This is a genomic window from Streptomyces sp. NPDC055632 (assembly GCF_053618675.1).
The window spans coordinates 78,459-96,897 of record NZ_JBSHHY010000011.1 but is presented as its reverse complement, the minus strand read 5'-3'; the positions used below and the strand labels follow the sequence as shown (position 1 = coordinate 96,897).

18 protein-coding genes are annotated in these 18,439 nt (G+C 74.6%); 8 read left to right on the top strand and 10 right to left on the bottom strand.

What is annotated here, in order from left to right; translation table 11 throughout:
• Nucleotides 1-17 precede the first annotated feature (17 nt).
• A complete protein-coding gene (locus ACWGSR_RS16850; RefSeq protein ID WP_376235049.1) occupies nt 18-611 on the bottom strand; it encodes a TetR/AcrR family transcriptional regulator in 594 nt (197 codons plus the stop codon).
• An 89-nt stretch (nt 612-700) separates the two neighbouring features.
• Nucleotides 701-1,552, bottom strand: a complete 852-nt coding sequence (locus tag ACWGSR_RS16845) for an SDR family oxidoreductase (protein WP_376235052.1) — start codon at nt 1,550-1,552, stop codon at nt 701-703.
• A gap of 209 nt (nt 1,553-1,761) precedes the next feature.
• Here ACWGSR_RS16845 and ACWGSR_RS16840 point away from each other — a divergent pair, with 209 nt between their 5' ends.
• From ACWGSR_RS16840 to ACWGSR_RS16825, 4 genes are all read left to right on the top strand, one after another.
• Nucleotides 1,762-3,039 carry an exo-beta-N-acetylmuramidase NamZ family protein gene (locus ACWGSR_RS16840; protein ID WP_453567157.1) on the top strand — a complete coding sequence of 426 codons (1,278 nt, stop codon included), beginning with the start codon at nt 1,762-1,764 and terminating at the stop codon, nt 3,037-3,039.
• 112 nt (nt 3,040-3,151) lie between these two features.
• Nucleotides 3,152-4,522: an erythromycin esterase family protein gene (locus ACWGSR_RS16835; RefSeq protein WP_453567155.1), complete on the top strand. Its 1,371-nt coding sequence runs from the start codon at nt 3,152-3,154 to the stop codon at nt 4,520-4,522.
• Nucleotides 4,523-4,648: 126 nt separating this feature from the next.
• Nucleotides 4,649-5,794, top strand: a complete 1,146-nt coding sequence (locus ACWGSR_RS16830; RefSeq protein WP_453567252.1) for a serine-threonine protein kinase — start codon at nt 4,649-4,651, stop codon at nt 5,792-5,794.
• 154 nt (nt 5,795-5,948) lie between these two features.
• The gene (locus tag ACWGSR_RS16825; RefSeq protein ID WP_376235062.1) at nt 5,949-6,563 is read left to right on the top strand and encodes a hypothetical protein; all 615 of its coding nucleotides are present in this window, start codon (nt 5,949-5,951) and stop codon (nt 6,561-6,563) included.
• Nucleotides 6,564-6,733: 170 nt separating this feature from the next.
• Here the strand turns inward: ACWGSR_RS16825 and soxR are convergent, their stop codons facing one another.
• On the bottom strand, nt 6,734-7,216 hold the full coding sequence (gene soxR / locus ACWGSR_RS16820) for a redox-sensitive transcriptional activator SoxR (protein ID WP_376235064.1): 483 nt from the start codon (nt 7,214-7,216) through the stop codon (nt 6,734-6,736).
• A gap of 144 nt (nt 7,217-7,360) precedes the next feature.
• Here soxR and ACWGSR_RS16815 point away from each other — a divergent pair, with 144 nt between their 5' ends.
• Complete coding sequence (locus ACWGSR_RS16815; RefSeq protein ID WP_376235067.1) at nt 7,361-7,822, top strand: MaoC family dehydratase; 462 nt, start codon at nt 7,361-7,363, stop codon at nt 7,820-7,822.
• On the opposite strand, the gene ACWGSR_RS16810 is transcribed toward ACWGSR_RS16815, so the two are convergent.
• The 4 genes from ACWGSR_RS16810 to ACWGSR_RS16795 all read right to left on the bottom strand — a co-directional run bounded on the left by ACWGSR_RS16810 (nt 7,813) and on the right by ACWGSR_RS16795 (nt 10,783).
• Entirely contained in the window at nt 7,813-8,439 is a 627-nt protein-coding gene (locus tag ACWGSR_RS16810) for a TetR/AcrR family transcriptional regulator (RefSeq protein WP_376235070.1), read from the bottom strand. The two genes, ACWGSR_RS16815 and ACWGSR_RS16810, sit on opposite strands and share 10 nt — an antisense overlap.
• 61 nt (nt 8,440-8,500) lie before the next feature.
• Nucleotides 8,501-9,121 carry a hypothetical protein gene (locus tag ACWGSR_RS16805; RefSeq protein ID WP_376235072.1) on the bottom strand — a complete coding sequence of 207 codons (621 nt, stop codon included), beginning with the start codon at nt 9,119-9,121 and terminating at the stop codon, nt 8,501-8,503.
• 88 nt (nt 9,122-9,209) lie between these two features.
• Nucleotides 9,210-9,497 carry a YiaA/YiaB family inner membrane protein gene (locus tag ACWGSR_RS16800; RefSeq protein ID WP_351973625.1) on the bottom strand — a complete coding sequence of 96 codons (288 nt, stop codon included), beginning with the start codon at nt 9,495-9,497 and terminating at the stop codon, nt 9,210-9,212.
• Nucleotides 9,498-9,631: 134 nt separating this feature from the next.
• Nucleotides 9,632-10,783, bottom strand: a complete 1,152-nt coding sequence (locus ACWGSR_RS16795; protein ID WP_453567151.1) for an acyl-CoA dehydrogenase family protein — start codon at nt 10,781-10,783, stop codon at nt 9,632-9,634.
• 79 nt (nt 10,784-10,862) lie between these two features.
• Between ACWGSR_RS16795 and ACWGSR_RS16790 the strand changes: the two genes are divergently transcribed.
• A complete protein-coding gene (locus ACWGSR_RS16790) occupies nt 10,863-11,564 on the top strand; it encodes a TetR/AcrR family transcriptional regulator (protein ID WP_453567149.1) in 702 nt (233 codons plus the stop codon).
• Between the two features lie 18 nt (nt 11,565-11,582).
• The gene (locus ACWGSR_RS16785; RefSeq protein ID WP_383320171.1) at nt 11,583-12,278 is read left to right on the top strand and encodes an ArsR/SmtB family transcription factor; all 696 of its coding nucleotides are present in this window, start codon (nt 11,583-11,585) and stop codon (nt 12,276-12,278) included.
• A 32-nt stretch (nt 12,279-12,310) separates the two neighbouring features.
• Here the strand turns inward: ACWGSR_RS16785 and ACWGSR_RS16780 are convergent, their stop codons facing one another.
• Both ACWGSR_RS16780 and ACWGSR_RS16775 read right to left on the bottom strand, forming a co-directional pair.
• On the bottom strand, nt 12,311-13,222 hold the full coding sequence (locus tag ACWGSR_RS16780) for a hypothetical protein (protein ID WP_376235079.1): 912 nt from the start codon (nt 13,220-13,222) through the stop codon (nt 12,311-12,313).
• 120 nt (nt 13,223-13,342) lie between these two features.
• Complete coding sequence (locus ACWGSR_RS16775) at nt 13,343-14,566, bottom strand: S1 family peptidase (RefSeq protein WP_453567146.1); 1,224 nt, start codon at nt 14,564-14,566, stop codon at nt 13,343-13,345.
• 504 nt (nt 14,567-15,070) lie between these two features.
• On the opposite strand from ACWGSR_RS16775, the gene ACWGSR_RS16770 reads away from it, so the two are divergent.
• On the top strand, nt 15,071-15,388 hold the full coding sequence (locus ACWGSR_RS16770; RefSeq protein ID WP_376235083.1) for a hypothetical protein: 318 nt from the start codon (nt 15,071-15,073) through the stop codon (nt 15,386-15,388).
• Nucleotides 15,389-15,419: 31 nt separating this feature from the next.
• Here ACWGSR_RS16770 and ACWGSR_RS16765 read toward each other — a convergent pair whose 3' ends face one another.
• On the bottom strand, nt 15,420-18,308 hold the full coding sequence (locus ACWGSR_RS16765) for a LuxR C-terminal-related transcriptional regulator (protein WP_453567144.1): 2,889 nt from the start codon (nt 18,306-18,308) through the stop codon (nt 15,420-15,422).
• Nucleotides 18,309-18,439 lie beyond the last annotated feature (131 nt).

Below are 18,439 nucleotides of genomic sequence, written 5' to 3'. Positions count from 1 at the left end.
CCCGGGAGGGGGTGCGGTCAGGGGCGCAGGGCCCGGAGCAGCAGGTCGGCGAGGTGGCCGGCGACCTGCTGGGGGCTGAGGGGGCCGTCCGGGCGGTACCAGGTGGACAGGTGGTGCACGGAGCCGAAGTGGTAGTCGACCACCAGGTCGGCGGGGGTCGCGGAGGAGAACACCCCGGCCTTCTGGCCCTCCTCGATCAGGGCCCGGAACCGCTCGTGGTAGCGGCGGCGCTCGGCCCGCACCCGCTTGTTCTTCTCCGGGCTCAGGTGGTGCATGGAGCGGAAGAAGATCGAGGCGTCGTCGAGGTTCTCGATGGTGGTGACGACGACGTCGGCGGCGGCGTCGCGCAGCCGCTCCTCCACGGGCGCGTCGGCGTCGGCGAAGGCGTCGAGCCGCTCCTGCTGGAGGCGCAGGACCCGGGAGTAGACCTCCTGGAGGAGGTCCTCCTTGGAGCCGAAGTAGTGGTAGAGGGCGCCCTTGGTGACCCCGGCGGCCTCGACGATCTCCTGGACGGAGGTGCGGTCGTAGCCCCGCTCCGCGAAGAGCCGGGTGGCGGCGGCGAGGAGCCTCTGGGGGACGGGGGTACCGCTCCCGTCCGTCGTCCTGGCCATGCTCCGCCGCCTTCCTTCATGCTTCTTCGTGATCGTTTTCGGTCAGGGGAACGAGTTCCCGCCGGACAGATCTTCCCATCCGCCGGGGACTACGGCCGACCGGCGCCCGTCTCCCAGGTCCGCTGGACGTGGTTCATGGTGCCGAGCCAGCGCTCGGGGTCGGTGGCCCGGTTGCGGTAGTAGCCGGCGACCTCGGGGTGGGGCAGCACGAGGAAGCGGTCGGCCGCGACGGCGTCGATCAGGGCGTCCGCGACGTCCTCGGGCTCGATGGCGGTGGGGGCGAGGACCAGCTCGCCCGCGCTCCCGGCGGCGGTCAGCATGTCCGTGCGGACGCCCTGCGGGCAGATGGCGTGCACGGAGAGGCCGCGGTGCCGGTAGGTGAGGGAGAGCCACTCGGCGAAGGCGTACGCGCCGTGCTTGGAGACGCTGTACGGCGCCGCGCCGATCATGGTGAGGAGTCCGGCGGCGGAGACGGTGGAGACGAAGCGGCCGCTGCCGCGCTCCAGCCACTCCGGGAGCAGGGCGCGCGCCGCGCGGACGTGGGCCATGACGTTGACGTCCCAGGCGGCGGCCCAGACGTCCTCGTCGGCGAAGGCGTCGCCGGGCGAGGACAGGCCGGCGTTGGCGCACCAGACGTCGACGGTTCCGCCGAGGGCCGCGCGGGCCTCGTCGACGACGGCGGAGGCGTCGCCGGGGACGGCGATGCCGCCGATCTCGGCGGCGACCGCCCCGGTACGGTCGGCGTCCAGGTCGTTGACGACGACGCGGGCGCCCTCGGCGGCGAAGCGGCGGGCGAGGGCGGCTCCGATGCCGCCGCCCGCGCCGGTGACGACGACCCCGGCGCCCCGGAGGTCCGCCCCGGCGCCCGTGCCGGCACCGGCGCGCGCGCCCGTACTCGTACCGGCACCCGTGTCCGCACCCGTGCCCGTGTCCGCGCCCATGTATGGACCCACCTCTCCGCGACTCTCCGGTCCGTCCGGTCTCCCCGGGACGACGACCTCGGCAGACTAACCGGTCGGTATGCGGAGAGGGAAGGGTCGGCGGGAGGAGGACCCCTCCGCACGCCTCGTTCCCCCGGGCGGTCGGGAGCGCTAGCGTGCGTGCCCATGTCATGTGCCCCGGCCGGGGCCGCGATCGAGGAGGTTCGCGCATGGGTCTGTCGCGACGGAGTCTGCTGGCCGCCGGAGGCGCCCTGGGGGCGGTGGCGGCGACCGCGCACCCCGCCACCGCCGGGACACCGGGCCGGGAGACGGGGGCTCCGGGGCGGGAGAACGGACGGCACCGGGTGCGCACCGGCTTCGAGCGGCTCGCGGCGGACGGGTACGCGCCGCTCGCCGGGCAGCGGGTCGGCGTCGTCACCAACCCGACCGGCGTGACCCCGGACGCCCGCCACCTCGTGGACGTGATGCACGCCGACGAGCGGGTGGACCTGATCGCCGTCTTCGGCCCCGAGCACGGCTTCCGGGGCACCGCCCAGGCGGGCGGCTCGGAGGGCCGGTACGACGACCCGGCGACCGGACTGCCCGTCTACGACACGTATCTGAAGAGCGGGCGGCCGCTCGCGGACGTCTTCACCGCCTCCGGCGTGGACACGGTCGTCTTCGACATCCAGGACGCCGGCGCGCGCTTCTACACCTACATCTGGACGCTGTACGACTGCATGGAGGCCGCCGCCCTCGCCGGGAAGCGGTTCGTGGTCCTGGACCGGCCGAACCCGGTGACCGGGCGCGCGGCGCTCGGGCCCGTCCTGGACCGGGCGTTCGCCACCTTCGTCGGGCGCGAGCCGATCGCGCAGGCGCACGGCATGACGGTGGCCGAGCTGGCGCTGCTCTTCAACGGCGAGTTCCTGGCCGCGCCCGTCGCCCTGGAGACCGTGCGGATGTCGGGGTGGCGGCGGTCGGACTTCTTCGACGCCACGGGGCTGCCCTGGGTGCCGCCGAGCCCGAACATGCCGACGCCGGAGACCGCGCTCGTCTACTCCGGCACCTGCCTCTTCGAGGGCACGAACCTCTCCGAGGGCCGGGGCACCACCCGCCCCTTCGAACTCCTCGGCGCCGAGGGGGTCGACCGCCGGTGGGCGGAGGCGGCGAACGCGCTCGGCCTGCCCGGGGTCCGCTTCCGCGAGGCCTACTTCGCGCCGACCTTCTCCAAGTTCCAGGGGAAGACGGTGGGCGGGGTGCAGCTCCACGTCCACGACCGGGAGTCCTTCGACCCGGTACGGACCGGGATCGGGCTCCTGGTCACCGCCCGCCGTTCGTGGTCCGGCTTCGCCTGGCGGCCGGACAACTGGATCGACAAGCTGACCGGCTCGACCCGGGTGCGGACCCTGATCGACGCGGGCGCGGACACGGACGAGGTCGTCGGGGCGTGGCAGGCGGACCTGAAGGCCTTCCGGGCGGTGCGGAAGGAGTACCTGCTGTACCGCTGAGGGCCGCCCCGGGAAGGGGGGGTGTCCCCCGTGTCCCGAGGGGGCGGGCGGGAGGCCGGGGAAGGGGGCGGGCGGGATGTCCCGACGGCGTCCCGCCGACCACGCTGGTCCCATGCGTACCGTCACCCTCCCGAAGTCCTCCTTACGGCGCCGGCTTTCCGTCGCCGGGCTGCTGCTCGCCGTCTGTCTCGGCGGCCTCGCCCCGGCGCCGGCCGGCGCGGCTCCCCCGGGCACCAGCGCTCCGGCGGCCGTCGCCGACCCGGCGCGCGAACTCGCCCGCTCCGCGCACCCCCTGGCCGATCTGCGGCCGCTCGACCGGATGATCGGCTCCGCCACGGTCGTCGGCATCGGCGAGGCCACCCACAGCTCGGCGGAGTTCTTCACCGCCAAGCACCGGATCTTCGAACACCTGGTGGAGGAGAAGGGGTTCACCACCTTCGCCCTGGAGGCCAACTGGTCCACCGGGCTCCTGATCGACGCGTGGGTGCGCACCGGCCGGGGCGACATCGAGGCGATCATGCGGGACGAGTTCCAGGAGTCGTACCGCCTCTGGAACACCGGGGAGTACCTCGACCTGTTCCGCTGGATGCGGGAGTACAACCGGCTCCACCCCGACCGCCCGATCCGCTTCATGGGCAACGACCTCGGGTACGCGGGCCCGAACCTCTTCGACGCCGTCACCTCGTACGTCTCCCGCACCCGTCCGGCGCTCCTGCCCCGCTTCCGGGAGCTGTACCGGGAGTCGCGGCCCACGGGCGGGGTCGAGGAGTGGATGAAGGGGTACCTGGGCCGGCCGCTCGCCGAGCGGCGGCGGATGGCCGACGACGTGAACCGGGCCCTCGCCCTCCTGGAGCGGCAGCGGCCGGGCGGGGGCGCCGGGGCACGGGAGGCGCACGCCTGGGCCGTGCGGCACGCGCGCGCGATCGCCCAGGTCGGCACCGAGTACGCCCACGACTTCGCGACCCCCGAGGGGGTCGCGGCGGCGATGCTGTACCGCGACCGGGTCATGGCGGAGAACACCGTGTGGTGGCAGCGCAGGACCGGACACCGGATGGTGCTCTCCGCGCACAACGGGCACGTGGGGTACGTGACGCCCAGCCCGGAGCAGTACCCGCGGCTCCAGGGCGCCTTCCTGCGGGACGCGCTCGGCCGGGACTACGTGAGCGTGGGCGCCTCCTTCGGGCGGGGGTCCTTCCACGCTCACGACACCGGGGCGCCGGGCGAGCCCCTGCGGGTCTTCACCGTCGGCCCGCTCGGGCCGGACAGCGGCGCCCACACCCTGGACCGGGTCGCCTCCGGGCCGTTCTACCTGGACATGAGGCGGACGACCCCGGCGGCGCGCGAATGGCTCGGGACGTCCCGGCCGGACCGGAACATCGGGACCGCGTACCCCTGGCCGGGCGACACCGTGCCCGGTCGGCTCTCCGCCTCGTACGACCTGCTGATCCACTTCCCCCGGATCTCGGCGGCCCGGCTGCGCTGAACCCCCGCCGAGGGTCTGGACGGGCCCGTGCGCGGGCATGCTGGCCGTGGAGCCGCCGCCCGCGCACGGGGCGCACTCGGTGCCGCGGCCCCCTCGATGCGGAGGGACGGTCGTGCCGTGGCCGGGATGAGTGTGGAGCCGTACCGGGAGATCTGCTTCGACCAGGACGGCGACGGTCCGCCGGGGCAGGCGTCGGCGCTCGCCGCGCTGGCCCGGCAGGGGGTCTCCGACCTGTTCCTCCTCGCGCACGGGCGAAACGGTTCGCCGTCCGGCGCGACCCGGCTCTGCTCGGACTTCTTCGCCCCCTTCCCCGGGCTGCTCGCCCCGGGGGCCGAGGCCGGGTACGCGGGGGTGGTCTGGCCCTCGGCGGTGTGCACGGGCGAGCCGGGCCGCGACCACCGGGCCCTCGCGACGGTCCTCCCGGAGAAGGAACCGGTCCTGGAACGGCTCACCGGTCTCCTCGCCTCGGGGCCGGCGGAGGAGGCGGAGTTCGCGGAGTTCGGTTCGCTGCTGCGGGAGTTGGCGGACGCGGCGGACGCCGAGGGGTCGGTGCCGGCGTTCCTGGTCGCGGACCCGGTGGAGGTGTGCGGCCGGTTCGCCGACGCCCTGGACCCGGATCTCCCGGAGGGCCCGGAGCGGTACCGGCGGGGGGCCCGGGAGGCGCTGCGGCAGACCGCGTACCACGTGCTCGGGCGGCGGGCCGGGCACGTCGGGGAGCAGGGGCTCGGGCCGCTGCTCGGCGAGGTCGCCCGCGCCGCCCCCGGGCTCCGCGTCCACCTCGTCGGGCACGGCGCGGGCGCCCGGCTCGTCGCGCACGCGCTGCGGGGGCTGCCCGCCGGGGCCCGGCCGGTCGCCTCCGTGACGCTCCTTCAGGGCTCCTTCTCGCACTACGCGTTCGCGGCGCGGCTGCCGCACGCGCCCGAGCGGGCCGGGGAGCTGCGGGACCTCCAGCACCGGATCAGGGGACCGCTGGTGGCCTGCCACTCGCGGCACGACGCGGCGCTCGGGGTGCTGTACCCGATGGCGTCGCGGCCCTCGGAAGACCCGGGCCCGGCCGGTGCGGACGATCCGCGCTGGGGGGCGATCGGGCACGACGGGGTGCGGGCGGTGCCGGGGACGGTGGCGCGGAGCCTGGCGGCGGTCCTGCGCACGGGGGTGCCGGGGGCGGGCTGCGTGAACGTGGACACGGCGGAGGTGGTCCGCTCGCACGACGACCTCTGCCGTCCGGAGCTGGCCCGGGTGGTGGTGTCGGCGTCGGGGACGGGGCGCTGAGCCGGGGCGACCTGCCGGACGCGGTGGTTCCGCCCCGTCCCACGGGCCCCTTCCGTCCCGCTGATGGCTGCCATCCGCATTTCGATGGAACACAGACGGCTTCCCGTTCGTCCCTCTGATACCGCGGAAGGACCAGCGACGGAGGTGGCGGGAGATGGCCGGTTTCCGGAGTCTCGCGAGACAGGTGCGCGATCCGGGGTGCGACACGGCGCTGCGCAGGTACTCCCTGCGCAAGTGCCTGGAGCGGTTCGCCCCGTACGGGCACCGCGCGACCTGGGACCACCTGTGCCGCAGGCACAGGTTCGGACCGGAGGACCGGGAGCTCGACCCGGGACGGCTCGTGGCGGCGCTCGACGAACTGGAGGAGGCGCGGGCCGTGTGGCTCGCGTACGAGGAGGAGTTCGCCGCCCGGCGGCGGCGCGAGAAGCACGAGGGGCTGCGCCGGCTCGGCGCGCTCGACGACTGGCACCGGCGGGTCTGGGGCGGCAACGGCGTGGTCCGGTGCGGCGATCCCGGGCTGCATCCGTCGGACCCGCTGCCGGAGGTGCTGCGGCGGCTGATCACGGCCCTGGAGCGCGGCCCGGGCGAGGCGTGCCCGGTGTGCGCGGGGCCCAGGATCGAGTGGGCGGGCCCCGGCGACCGGTACGAGCCGTGGCACGGCCCGGTGTGCGCCGACTGCGGCGTGGGCGTCCCGCGCGCGGTGCTCACCTCGGGCGTGCTGGCCCGGGCCCGGTCCGACGGGAGCCGACGGCTGGCGTCGGCCGCGTGACTTCTCGGGGCGCCGGGGCCGAAGGGCCCCGCGGCGCCCCGTACACGCGTCCGGGCGGACCCGTCCCCGCGCGGGACGGGCGCCGGATGCCCGGGGGCTTCGCGCGCGGTGAGCAGGGGGTGAGCACGGGGGCAGGCACGCGGTGGACGCGCGCACCCGCCGTACGGCTCCTACGCCCCGTCGTCCTCCGGGGCCGGGCGGCGCACCGGGAGGAGGCGGGAGCCCGCCATCCGCTCGCCGAAGGCGTCGTCGGGGTTGGACAGGACACAGGTCTCCAGGGAGAGACAGCCGCAGCCGATGCAGTCCGTCAGGTGGTCGCGGAGGCGGCCGAGCTGCTTGATGCGCTCGTCGAGTTCGGTGCGCCAGGCCGCCGAGAGGCGGGCCCAGTCCTCGTTGGTGGGCGTACGCTCCTCGGGGAGCCGGGCGAGCGCCTCGCGGATGGTGGCCAGGGGGATCCCGACCCGCTGCGCGGCCCGGACGAAGGCGACCCGGCGGAGGGTGTCGCGGCCGTAGCGGCGCTGGTTCCCGCTGGTGCGGCGGCTGCTGATGAGCCCCTTGGCCTCGTAGAAGTGCAGGGCGGAGACGGCGGCCCCGCTGCGGGCGGAGAGCTGGCCGACGGTGAGCTCGTGAATCTTCTCTGGAATCTGCGGCACCCCGCGACCCTACGGTAACCGTCCCTGCGTCCGGTCGGGCGTTGACAGCGGTCCGCCCGCACCACAATGCTGAGCAAGCGCTTGGACAGCGCGACCGGAGCGTGCGGGGCGCCCGGGGACGGCAGGACGAGAGGGAGCAGGGACATGGCCGAGCCGAGGATCTTCACCTCCGCCGAGGAGCTGCGCGCGGGGGTCGGCGAGCAGCTGGGACACAGCGACTGGCTGGAGGTCGACCAGAAGCGGATCGACCTCTTCGCGGAGGCCACCGGCGACCACCAGTGGATCCACGTCGACCCGGAGCGCGCCGCCGCCGGGCCGTTCGGCACCACCATCGCGCACGGCTATCTGACGCTGTCGCTGCTGCCGGTGTTCGTCCCGCAGGTCCTGGCGGTCGAGGGCGTGAGGATGGGCATCAACTACGGCACGGAGAAGGTGCGCTTCCCGGCCCCCGTGCCGGTCGGCTCGCGGCTGCGCGCCACGGCCGTCCTGGCGAAGGTCGAGGAGGTCGCGGGCGGCGTGCAGGTGACGGCGGCGGTGACCGTGGAGCGCGAGGGCTCCGAGAAGCCGGTCTGCGTCGCCGAGTCGGTCTCCCGCTACTACTTCTGAGCGCCGACCATCCTGAGGACGAGGTCGGCGTAGAGCGCGCCGACCTCGTCGGGGGTCCGGCGGCCCTGGGTGTTGAACCAGCGCGAGACGTCGATGCAGAGGGACAGCACGGCGACCGTGGTGCCGGCCACGTCGGGGACGTCGAACTCCCCGGCCGCCACGCCCTCGTCGATGATCCTGCGCACGGCCGCGTCGGACTCGCGGCGCAGCTCCACGATCTCTGCGCGGTGCTCGGGGCCGAGGGCGTCCAGCTCGTACTGGACGACGCGGGCGGTGGTGTGGCGCTCGGCGTGCCAGCGGACGAAGGAGTGGACGGCGTCGGCGAGCCGCCCGGCCGCCGTGCCCCCGCCGTCGGCGGCGGCCCGGAGGATCTCCAGGGCCTTGTCGTGGCCGATCCGGCTGATCCGGTGGAGCAGCTCTTCCTTGGTCTTGTAGTGGATGTAGAGCGCGGCCGGGCTCATCCCGGCGCGGCCGGCGATGTCCCGGGTGGTGGTGGCGTGGTAGCCGCGCTCGGCGAACGCCTCGACGGCGGCCACCAGCAACCGCCGCGCCGCCTCGGGCGTGACCTCGCCCCAGGGCATGTCCTCGCCCCCGGGCGTCTCCTCCGCCGCGCTCATCCCACACTCCTCTTCGGTCCCCGTCAGCACGGACCACCATACAACGAGGGTGAGCAAGCGCTTAGAGCCTGTCCGACGGACCCGGCCCCGATCCGCCGGACAGACCCTGGAGCCGTCGTCCCGGCCGTCCGTCCGGTTCCGCCGCCGCGATCGGTTCGGGAGCCTCGGAGGTGACGCCGAGGTCGTGGCGCATCGCGGCCCTCATGGCCCGGAGCAGGTTCCAGACCTCCGCCTGGTCCCGGGCGGCGGTGGCCATCGTCTCGCCGGGCCCGGGCGCTCCCCGTTCGAGGCGCTTGACCTGGCCGTAGACCCCGCTGAGGGCCCGGTTGACCGAGCTCATCCGGGCGAGCACGGCGTCGGGGCCGATCATCTGCGCCTCGGAGTGCCGGTCGCGGTGGTCCGCCTTCGCCTGTTCGAGGGCCTCCGTGTCGGACTCCTCGACGGCCCGCTCCCGCATGACGTGCAGGTGCTTGTTGAGCGCCGTGGTGAACTGGCGCGCCGCCCGGTTGAACTCCACGTAGCAGGTGCGCCGGAGGAGCAGGTTCTCGCGCACCTCCTCCTGGTCCCGGAGCAGGACCATCTCCCGCCGCCTCGCGCGCTCGGAGGCCCGCTGGGTGAAGAACGTTCCCCCCAGCGTGCCGGCCACGCCGGCCACCGCGATGATCACCGAACCCAGATCCACACCATCCCCCTCGAAGCCGTCGGCGACCCCATCACCGCCCACGGCCGGATCGGCTGTCAAGCCTTTCCGGCCGTGCGGTGGAGCCCGTTCAGAGCTTCTGGAAGGGGTCGTGTTCGGCGAGGAGCTTCTCCAGGCGGGCCTGGTCGACGCGGCTGACGATCTGGCCGGCCTCCTGCCGGTCGCGGACGACCTTGGCGAGGGTGAAGGCCGAGGTCGTGAGGTAGAGGACCGAGACCGCGAGGAAGGCGCGCACCCAGGCGCTGGCGTCGAGCTGGTAGACCCCGATGGACACGGCCGCGATCGCGATCCCGAAGGAGATGACGGCCTGCATGTAGTAGGCGGCGGTGTTCTGCTGCTTGACCGGTGTGTCGCTCATGCCGGACAGCATCGGACGGATGTGGTCCCCGCCACATCCGTCCGCGTACTCACTCCCCCTCATCCCCCGTACTCAGGGGCTCGGAAGGGCTCAGGCGCTCGGAAGGACTCAGGGGCTCGGAAGGACTCAGGGCCTCAGAAGGCCGAGACCCCCGTCAGCGCCCGGCCGATGATCAGCTTCTGGATCTGGCTGGTGCCCTCGTACAGGGTCATCACGCGCGCGTCGCGGACCAGCTTGCCGACCGGGTACTCGTCGATGTAGCCGTAGCCGCCGAAGACCTGGAGGGCGTTGTTGGCGGCGCGGACGGCGGCTTCGGAGGCGTACAGCTTCGCCTGGGAGGCGGCGGTGGCGAAGTCCCGGCCGCGGTCGATCAGGTCGGCGACCCGCCAGGTGAGCAGCCGGGCGGCCTCCACGTCCACGGAGACGTCGCTGATCAGCTCCTGCACCAGCTGGTACGAGGCGATCGGCTTTCCGAACTGCTCGCGCTCCCCCGCGTACCGCAGGGCCGCGTCGAGGGCGGCCTGGGCGATGCCGACGCATCCGGCGGCCACCGACATGCGCCCCTTGGCGAGGGCGGACATGGCGACGGCGAAGCCCTTGCCCTCGGGGCCGAGCATGGCGGCGGCCGGGACCCGGACGTCCTCCAGGACCAGTTCGGCGGTGGCCTGGCCGCGCAGCCCGAGCTTGCCGTGGACGGGGCGGCGGGTGAGGCCGGGGCTGTCGGCGGGGACGAGGAAGGCGGAGACGCCCTTGTGCCCGGGGGCGTCGTTCGTCCGGGCGAAGAGCAGCACCACGTCGGCCCAGGTGCCGTTGGTGATGAACATCTTGGTGCCGCTGACGACGTAGTCGTCGCCGTCCCGGACGGCCCGGGTGGCCAGGTTCCCGGCGTCGGATCCGGTGCCCGGCTCGGTGAGGCCGAAGCAGCCGAGCGCCTCGCCGGCCGCGAGCCGGGGCAGCCACGCCCGCTTCTGCTCCTCGCTCCCCCACGAGGCGATCGTCTTGGCGACCAGGCCGAGCGAGACGGAGACGATGCCACGCACGGAGGAGTCGCCGCGGCCCAGCTCCTCGGTCACCAGGCAGTACGCGAGGTGGTCGCCGCCCGAACCGCCGTACTCCTCCGGGATCGTGAGGCCGAGGAAGCCGACGGCGCCGAGCTTCTTCACGATCCCCCGGTCCACCTCCTCCGCGCGGTCCCACGCGGTGGCGTGCGGGCTCACCTCACGTGCGACGAAGTCCTCGGCGAGCCGCCGTACGGCCTCCTGCTCCTCGCTCAGCGCCAGATCCACCGTGCCACCTCACCCGTCCGACCGCGGTCACTTTAATTACCACTGCTAGTTTTACAAGCGCAGGCCTACTATGTGCGCCATGGCCCGACCGCGCAAGCCTCTGCTCAGCCGAGACCGCATCGTCGAGACGGCGGGCGCGCTGGTCGACGCGGAGGGCCTCGCCGCGCTCTCCACCCGGCGGCTCGCGGCCGAGCTCGGGGTGAGCGGACCCTCGCTCTACAACCACTTCCGCACCAAGGACGAGATCCTCGACGCCGTCGCGGACGCGGTGAGCGCGAAGATCGACCTGTCGATGTTCGCGGAGGACGACCCCCGCGACTGGCGGACGGCGCTGCACGACTGGGCGGTCTCCTACCGCGCCGCCCTCGCCGACCACCCGCACATCGTCCCGGTCCTCGCCCGGGGGCCCGGCCGCCGGCCGGCCGGTCTGCGGGTCGCCGACGCCGTCTTCGGCGCGATGGTCCGCGCGGGCTGGCCCCCGGCCCAGGCCACGCACATCGGCGCCCTGATGCGGTACTTCATCACCGGCTCGGCCCTCGGCTCCTTCGCCCGCGGGTTCGTCGACGACGAGACGGCGTACGACCCCGCCGAGTACCCCCACCTCGGGCAGGCCCACCTCCTCGCGGAGCACCGCCGGCAGGTCGACGAGGGCGCCTTCGAGACGGGCCTGCGGGCGCTCCTCGACGGCCTGGCCGCGCAGTACGCCTCGCGGACGGACCGGGCCGACCGGACGGACCGGCGGGGTGGTGGGCGCGACGGTTCGGCCGGCGCCGAAGGGTGAGTGCGGCAGTCTGGGGACATGACGGCCAGTGACCTCGCCGCGCTCGCGGCGCTCTTCGCGGACGAGAGCCGCGCCGCGTTCCTGCTCGCCCTGCTCGACGGACGGGCCTGGACCGCCGGGGAGCTCGCCCGGCACGCCGGGGTGGCGCCGTCCACCGCGAGCGAGCACCTCGGGAAGCTGGTCGGGGGCGGGCTGCTCACGGAGGAGCGGCAGGGCAGGCACCGGTACGTGCGGCTCGCCGACCCCGGGATCGCGCACCTCGTCGAGGACCTGGCCGCCCGGTCCGGTCCCCCGGCGCCGGCGCGGCCCCGTTCGCTGCGGGAGGCGAGCGCGGGGGAGGCGATGGCGCGCGGCCGGACCTGCTACGACCACCTCGCCGGACGGCTCGGCATCGCGATCGCGGAGGCGCTGACGGCGCGGGGCCTCCTCCGGCAGGACACCGGGTTCGCGCTCACGGACCGGGGCCTGGCGTGGTTCGGCGAGCAGGGCATCGCCCTGGTGCGGAAGGGGCGGCGGCCCGTCGCGCGCGGCTGCCTCGACTGGACCGAGCGCCGGCCGCACCTCGCGGGGGTCGCGGGCGCCGCGCTCTGCCGCCACGCGCTCGACGCCGGGTGGTGCGTGCGGATCGGGTCCGAGCGGGCCGTGAAGGTGACCCCGGCGGGCGAGGAGGCGCTGCGGGCGTGCCTGGGTATCGCGCCGGAGGCGCTGCGGTGACGGTCCCGGACAGGCCCCGGGTCCGTCGGACCTCAGTCCGCCCACCGCCATTCGACGCCGTACGCGCCCGGCGGGCACTTCATGGGCAGCAGGTGCGCCGTGTGGGAGGCGTCCAGGGGCGCGAGCTGCCGGTTCCGGGGCTCGGCGCCGAGTCGCGCGCGGTAGTAGTGCCAGCACGTCGACGGCACCGCCGAGGGGTGGAAGCGGACCTGGAGCAGATAGGTCCGCAGGGGGGTGGTGACGCGGCGTTCGTAGTGGTGGGAGACGCCCGCGGTGGAGGCGGAGCGGAGCGTGTACTCGACGACGGCGGTCTCGTTCCTGGCCAGTCGGCGGCCGAGCGGGATCTCGGCGACCACGCAGTTCGGTTCCGGCTGCGACCGGATGCTCGGGGGCGGCCCGTGGGGGACGGTGAGGCCGACCGCGTCGGGCTCCGCCGAGTCCAGGGTGTGGATGACCGTCAGGTGCCGCGCGTCGTCGCGGACGGCCCTGACCGCGACGGTGACGCGGATCTCGTCGATGAGCCGGTGCTCGTTCACGCGCAGCGACTCGTGGACGACCAGGCGTCGCAGACCGGCGTTGAAGTGCGGGAAGGTGTCGCCGAGGACCTTTTCGAGGTCGGAGTTCTCGCCGTAGACGCCGCGGACGGCGGCCGGGTCGTGCTGCGGGACCCAGCCGCGCGGCCGTCGCCTGAGCAGTGAGCGCAGGGCGCCGCGCGGAAGGCCGAGGAAGGGCTCCAGGGCGTCGACGGCGCGCAGGGACTGGGGCCTCTCCGGCAGGCTGCGGCCGCTCTGCCAGTAGCTGAGGGTGGCGAGGCTGAGGGTGATCCCGCACGACTCCAGATGGTCGCGCACGCGGTCCAGCGGCAGGCCCCGCCGCCGCAGGGCCTCTCTGAACACGGCCGCGAACATCGTGTCCGTGCCGTCGGTGTGGGGGGTGTTCGGCATGGCGTCTTCCAGCGGGCGGGGACGACGGACGGGCGGGACGCGGAGCTCCGTCGGAGAGCGGCCGGGGGCCGCTCGCCTCGTTGCGCGAGCGACCCCCGGCCGGTCCTGTCACGGACGTGTTCAGTTGGTGTTGAGCGTCAGCCCGTAGTGGCGCAGGGCGTCGTCGAGCGGCTGGAAGTGCGAGGTGCCTCGGGAGTTGACCCCGCCGGTGCACTCCTGGCCGATCGGGCCGCCGGAGGTCATGCCCTGGGCCTGGTTGCCGGAGATGTACGCGCCGCCGCTGTCGCCGCCCTCGGTGCAGACGCTGGAGGTGGCCAGACCGGTGACGACCGTGTCGGGGCCGCCGTTCAGGTCCTTGTAGGTGACGGTGTTGTTGTAGGAGCCGATCGTGCCGCAGGTCCAGCCGGTGGTGGCGCCGGACTTGCAGATCGCGGCGCCGGACGAGGCGCGGCTGCCGCCCTTGACGGCGACCGTGCCGGTGCTGCCCTGGCCCCAGGTGCCGACGCTGGTGACGATCGAGTGACCGGAGTTGACGGTCAGGATGCCCATGTCGACGCTGCGGGTGCCGAGCGCGTAACGGGTCTTGTAGCCCTGGGCGAAGGCCGTCCCGTCGTAGCGCAGGGTGTTGGTGACGCAGTGTCCGGCGGTCACCAGGTACTGCTTGCCGGAGCTGTCGCGGGCGCCGTAGCCGACGGAACAGTAGTTGCTGGTGTTGTTGAACGTCATCTTGCTGCCGGGGTGGATCGCGGCCTGGGGCGCGAACTCCCGCTGACCCCGCACGATCTCGACGGCGGAGCCGTGCTTCGCGGCCGCGGCGAGGAAGGCCCTGGCGGCGGCGCCCCGCTCGTTGTTGACCTTGACGGTCACCTTGTCGGAGGCCAGGTCCACGGACCATCCGACGACCCCGGAGGGGACCTTCTTCGCGGCGAGGGCGTCGAGTTCGGCCTTGATCCCGTCGAGCGCGGCCTGACCCCGGGCGGGCACCCGGGCGGCGAGGCCGGCCTTCTCGATCCTGGCCTCCTCCGCCGTGTCGCCGGCGTTGACGGTCAGCGTGCCGGAGGCGTCGAAGAAGGCGCCGTCGCCGGATATCCCGCTCTTCACCAGCCGGGCGAGCACGGCCTGCTGGACGTCCTGCCGGTCCAGGCGGTCGGCCGCGGCCTTCTCGCTCACGCCGAGCGAGGCGGCCAACGCCTTGACCATCTCGGGCTGGTAGCGGGGGGCGGGCTCCGTGCGAGGGGCGGGCTCCGTGCCCTGCGCCTGCGCCGCGGTCTGGATCCCCAGGGCCGCCGAGGCCGAGAGCGCGATGCCGAGCGCGGCCAGGCGGTACTTACGAGAGTGACGCACGTTGATTCCTTCCGGATGACAGCCGGGAACCCGATGGGGGGTGTATCGCCGGAATGCGCCAAAAACGCACCGACGAAGGGCGGTTCCTGCCTGACGGGGAGTGGGAAACTCGCCGTGGCCCGAACTATTGCGTAGCGATCGAATGAACTTCAAGGCACGTGCGTCGGGCAGTTTTTAACAGAATTCGCGGATCTCCTGTTGACCGGAGAGCGCCGCTGTTCGACCGGAGAGCGCCGCTGCCGACCGGAGATCGCCTCGCCGGAATCCGATCGGCATATGCCGGGATGCCGGCCGCCCGGTACGGCGAAGGGATACGTACGGGACGGGATACGCGCGATACGTACGGGATACGTATAGGTGATTCGCCGTTTCCGGATATTCAGGGCCCGGGCCGGTTCGTAGGTTGATGGGGTCCGGCCGGCGGCCGAGCGGACAGGAAGTCGAACGGGCCCCTGGGAGCCCGGCCCGCCGCACGGGAAAGCGCGGAACCGAGGAGACGGCACCATGACCAAGGTCTACTTCCAGGTCAATGTCCCCATAAAGAACTCCGTACGGCCCGAGCAGTGCGGGCTGCACGTCTTCACCGGCCCGGCCGACACCTGGTCGGACGCCCTCCGCATCGCGCGCGAGACCTGCGACACGGCGGCCGCCGCGCAGAGGGCGGGCTTCCCGCTGCCCCGCCGGCGCCCGGACGGCTGGGGAGCGCGCGGGCTGCGTCCCGGCTGGGTGTTCGACTGGACGGCCGCGACCGTGGACGCCTGGGCCCACGACGGAACGTTCCGGGACCGCGGGCCCCTCCTGTCCCGGCGGGGCACCCCCTAGGGGTGCCCGATCCCGATCCGCCGGACGGGCCTCAGGGCGTGCGTCCCAGCCGGTGGGCGAGGTCGCGGCGGGAGAGCGCCCCGGTCTTGCGCATGGCGCGGGCGATGTGCTGCTCCACCGTCCGGGGGGAGAGGTGGAGGGTCGCGGCGATCTCCCGGTTGGTCAGGCCGGAGACCGCGAGCTGGGCCACCTCCGTCTCCCGGGGGGACAGCTCGTCGGCGTGCGAGGGGCGCCCGGGCGGCCGGCCCTTCTTCGCCGGCAGGCGGGTGCGCAGCAGGGCCCTGGCCCGCGCCGCGTCCCAGACGGCCCCCAGCTCGGTGAAGCTCCGGGCGCAGGATTCCAGTTCGGCGACGGCCGACAGGGTGGCGGGGCGGTCGGGGGCCGGGTCGGGTGGTGCGGCGGCGCCTTCGGTCTCCGCGGCAGGAACGGGGCCCGCCCCGGTGCGCCTCCCGGCATCCGCACCGGTGTCGGACTCGGCGTCCGTCCCGGTGCCGGGTCCTTCGTCCGGCCCGGTGTCCGCTCCGGTGTCCGGCCCGCCGTCCGGCCCGCCGTCCGGCTCTCCGTCCGCCGCGAGCACGCAGCGCGCGGCGCCCTCCGCGGTCAGCGCGCGGGTGTAGGGGCGGGGCAGCTCCGCGTAGGCCGCCGAGGCCTCCCGGTACAGCTCCGCGGCCCGCAGCAGCCCGGCCCTCCCCTCCCCGTCCGGCGCCTCCGTCTCGGCGAGTACGGCCCTGCTCCAGATCAGCGCGGCCCCGGCGGCGGGCGCGTCGCCCCGGCCGAGGCCCCGGGAGAAGTCCCGGACCACGGTGTGCGCCGCGGCCCCGTCACCCGCGCGCGCCAGCGCCTCCACGGCCCACGGCGCGAGTTCCGCGGCCCACGGCCACACGCCCTTCGCGGCCACCACCGCCCAGGCGGCGCGCGCCTGTTCCGCCGCGGCCTCCACCTCCTGGCGGGCCAGGGCGAGGCGGATCATGGCACCGGCCGCCGTCGCGCCCAGCGGCACGGGCAGCTTCTCCGTCCCGAAGGTCCCCCGCTGGGACAGCCAGGACATCGCCTCCCCCCAGTCGCCCTGGGCGACCGCGAGCAGACCGCGCACGACGTAGGCGTCGGAGGCGATGAACGGCATGTCGGCGGTCGAAGCGACGAACTCCTCGCACCGCTCGGCCAGGCCCGGCCACCGGCCGGTCCACCACTCCTGGAGCAGCCGCGTTCCCAGCGCGCTCTGTTCGGTGTAGGGCGCGCCGTTCCGTACGGACAGGTCGCGTCCTTCCGCCAGCAGGTCCTCCGCCCTCGTGTGGAAGCCGAGCCAGACCGCGGAGTCCGCGGCGTTGCACAGGCCGCGTGCCGCCTGCCGGGCGCACGCGGGGTCGGTGCCCTCCACGGGCAGTTCCTTCACCAGTTCCCACGCCTCCGGGTCGGCGCAGCTCATGGCGAGCCCGATCCGGTTGGCCAGGACCGCCGTGCGCATGGCGTCGTCCCCGCTGGCGTCGGCGGCGGCCACCGCCTCGGCCAGCCAGCCCCGGTGGACGTCGATGGAGTGGCCCGGCCAGTAGGGGGTGAGGAGCGCCGCCATGGCCCGCGCGGCCAGACCGGGCCGGACCTCGCGCAGTTCGGCGGCGGCGGTCTCCAGGACCCGCCAGCCCTCGGGGAACCGGCCCATCTGGTTGCACAGCATCAGCCCCAGGTCAAGCCGCAGTTCTCCGCGCACGGCCGGGGGGAGGGAGGCGTCCCGCACGATCTGCGCGAGGACCTCCACGGTCTGGTCCGAGCGCAGCCCGGTCACCGCGCTGCGGGCGAGGAGCGGTGCGAGGCGGGCCCGGCTGCGCGGGGGCAGGCCGGGGGTGGCCAGCGTCCGTTCGAGGAGCACGATGGCCTGCTCGTGCCGGCCGGACGCCGCCGCCGACTCGGCCGCCCTCTCCACTGCCCCGAGCCATCTGCGGGTGTCGCCGGCCGCCCTGTGGTGCTCGGCCACGGCGTCCCAGGGCACGGGCTGTCTGCGGCCCAGCGCGTCCGCCGCCCGCCCGTGCAGGTCCTGGCGGACGGGGCCGGGCACGGAAGCGCGGACGGCCGGTGCGGCCAGCGGGACGGCGAAGCCGTAGCGGCCCTCGGCGGGCTCGGCCAGGGCCGCGACCTCCAGGGCCCGCAGCAGCGCGTCGCCTCCCGTCGCGGTGCCGAGCCCCGAGACCGCGATCAGCTCGTCGCGGCCGGCGGGCCCGTCGAGGACGGCGGCCGCCCAGACCACCGGCCGGTGGGCCGGGGACAGCGCGTGCGTGCGGCTCAGCACCAGCTCCGCGAGGCGGGCCGGCACCCCGGCCGCCTCCACCTCCGCGGCCGTACCGGCGAAGGGCGGATGCCGTTCCCCCAGTACGGCGAGGAGGTCGACGACCACCCGGGGCACCCCGCCGGTCAGTTCGCACAGCCTGCGCACCGCCTCGGGCGTGCAGTTCCCGCCCAGCGCCTCCGCGGCGGCCCGCCGGACGCGTTCCTCGTCCCAGGGTTCCGGCCGGTGCCGGAGCACCGTGAGCCGGGGCGGGTACGCCGTCGGCGGGGCGCCCAACGGCAGTCCGGGCACGGGAAGTTCCTCGGGGCGGTAGGCCACGGCCGCCGCCGAGCCCGGCCCCAGGCCCTCCAGGACCCGGCGCAGCCGCCGCAGCTCGTCCTCGTCCGCCCGGTGGACGTCGTCCACCAGCCACAGGGTCGGCACCCGCCGGTGCGCGTCCTCGTCCGGCGGCCCGCCGTCGGCCCCGCACCGCCACCGCACGCGGACCGTCTCCGCCGTCCCGGGCAGGTCGGCGAGTTCCTGGAGCAGATGGCTCTTCCCGGTGCCGGCGGCGCCTTCGACGAACAGCAGCACCGGTTCGGCACGCCCGTCGGCGAGGACCCGGGCCAGGGGCCGCAGAGCGGAACCACGCGCCTCGTTCACGCCGTCATCCTCGCTCTCCTTCTTCCGGGCGGACCGGATTCCTTCCGGGCCGACCGCAGTTCTTCCGGGCGGACCGGGGTTCTTCCGGGCGGACCGGGGTTCTTCCGGCGGCACGGAGTTCTTCCGGACGG

Excerpts from the sequence above, each read along its gene's own strand:
- ACWGSR_RS16850 (WP_376235049.1), bottom strand. The coding sequence starts at position 611 with ATGGCCAGGACGACGGACGGGAGCGGTACCCCCGTCCCCCAGAGGCTC.
- ACWGSR_RS16845 (WP_376235052.1), bottom strand. The coding sequence starts at position 1,552 with ATGGGCGCGGACACGGGCACGGGTGCGGACACGGGTGCCGGTACGAGT.
- ACWGSR_RS16840 (WP_453567157.1), top strand. The coding sequence starts at position 1,762 with ATGGGTCTGTCGCGACGGAGTCTGCTGGCCGCCGGAGGCGCCCTGGGG.
- ACWGSR_RS16835 (WP_453567155.1), top strand. The coding sequence starts at position 3,152 with ATGCGTACCGTCACCCTCCCGAAGTCCTCCTTACGGCGCCGGCTTTCC.
- ACWGSR_RS16830 (WP_453567252.1), top strand. The coding sequence starts at position 4,649 with ATGAGTGTGGAGCCGTACCGGGAGATCTGCTTCGACCAGGACGGCGAC.
- ACWGSR_RS16825 (WP_376235062.1), top strand. The coding sequence starts at position 5,949 with ATGGCCGGTTTCCGGAGTCTCGCGAGACAGGTGCGCGATCCGGGGTGC.
- ACWGSR_RS16815 (WP_376235067.1), top strand. The coding sequence starts at position 7,361 with ATGGCCGAGCCGAGGATCTTCACCTCCGCCGAGGAGCTGCGCGCGGGG.
- ACWGSR_RS16810 (WP_376235070.1), bottom strand. The coding sequence starts at position 8,439 with ATGAGCGCGGCGGAGGAGACGCCCGGGGGCGAGGACATGCCCTGGGGC.
- ACWGSR_RS16800 (WP_351973625.1), bottom strand. The coding sequence starts at position 9,497 with ATGAGCGACACACCGGTCAAGCAGCAGAACACCGCCGCCTACTACATG.
- ACWGSR_RS16790 (WP_453567149.1), top strand. The coding sequence starts at position 10,863 with ATGGCCCGACCGCGCAAGCCTCTGCTCAGCCGAGACCGCATCGTCGAG.
- ACWGSR_RS16785 (WP_383320171.1), top strand. The coding sequence starts at position 11,583 with ATGACGGCCAGTGACCTCGCCGCGCTCGCGGCGCTCTTCGCGGACGAG.
- ACWGSR_RS16780 (WP_376235079.1), bottom strand. The coding sequence starts at position 13,222 with ATGCCGAACACCCCCCACACCGACGGCACGGACACGATGTTCGCGGCC.
- ACWGSR_RS16770 (WP_376235083.1), top strand. The coding sequence starts at position 15,071 with ATGACCAAGGTCTACTTCCAGGTCAATGTCCCCATAAAGAACTCCGTA.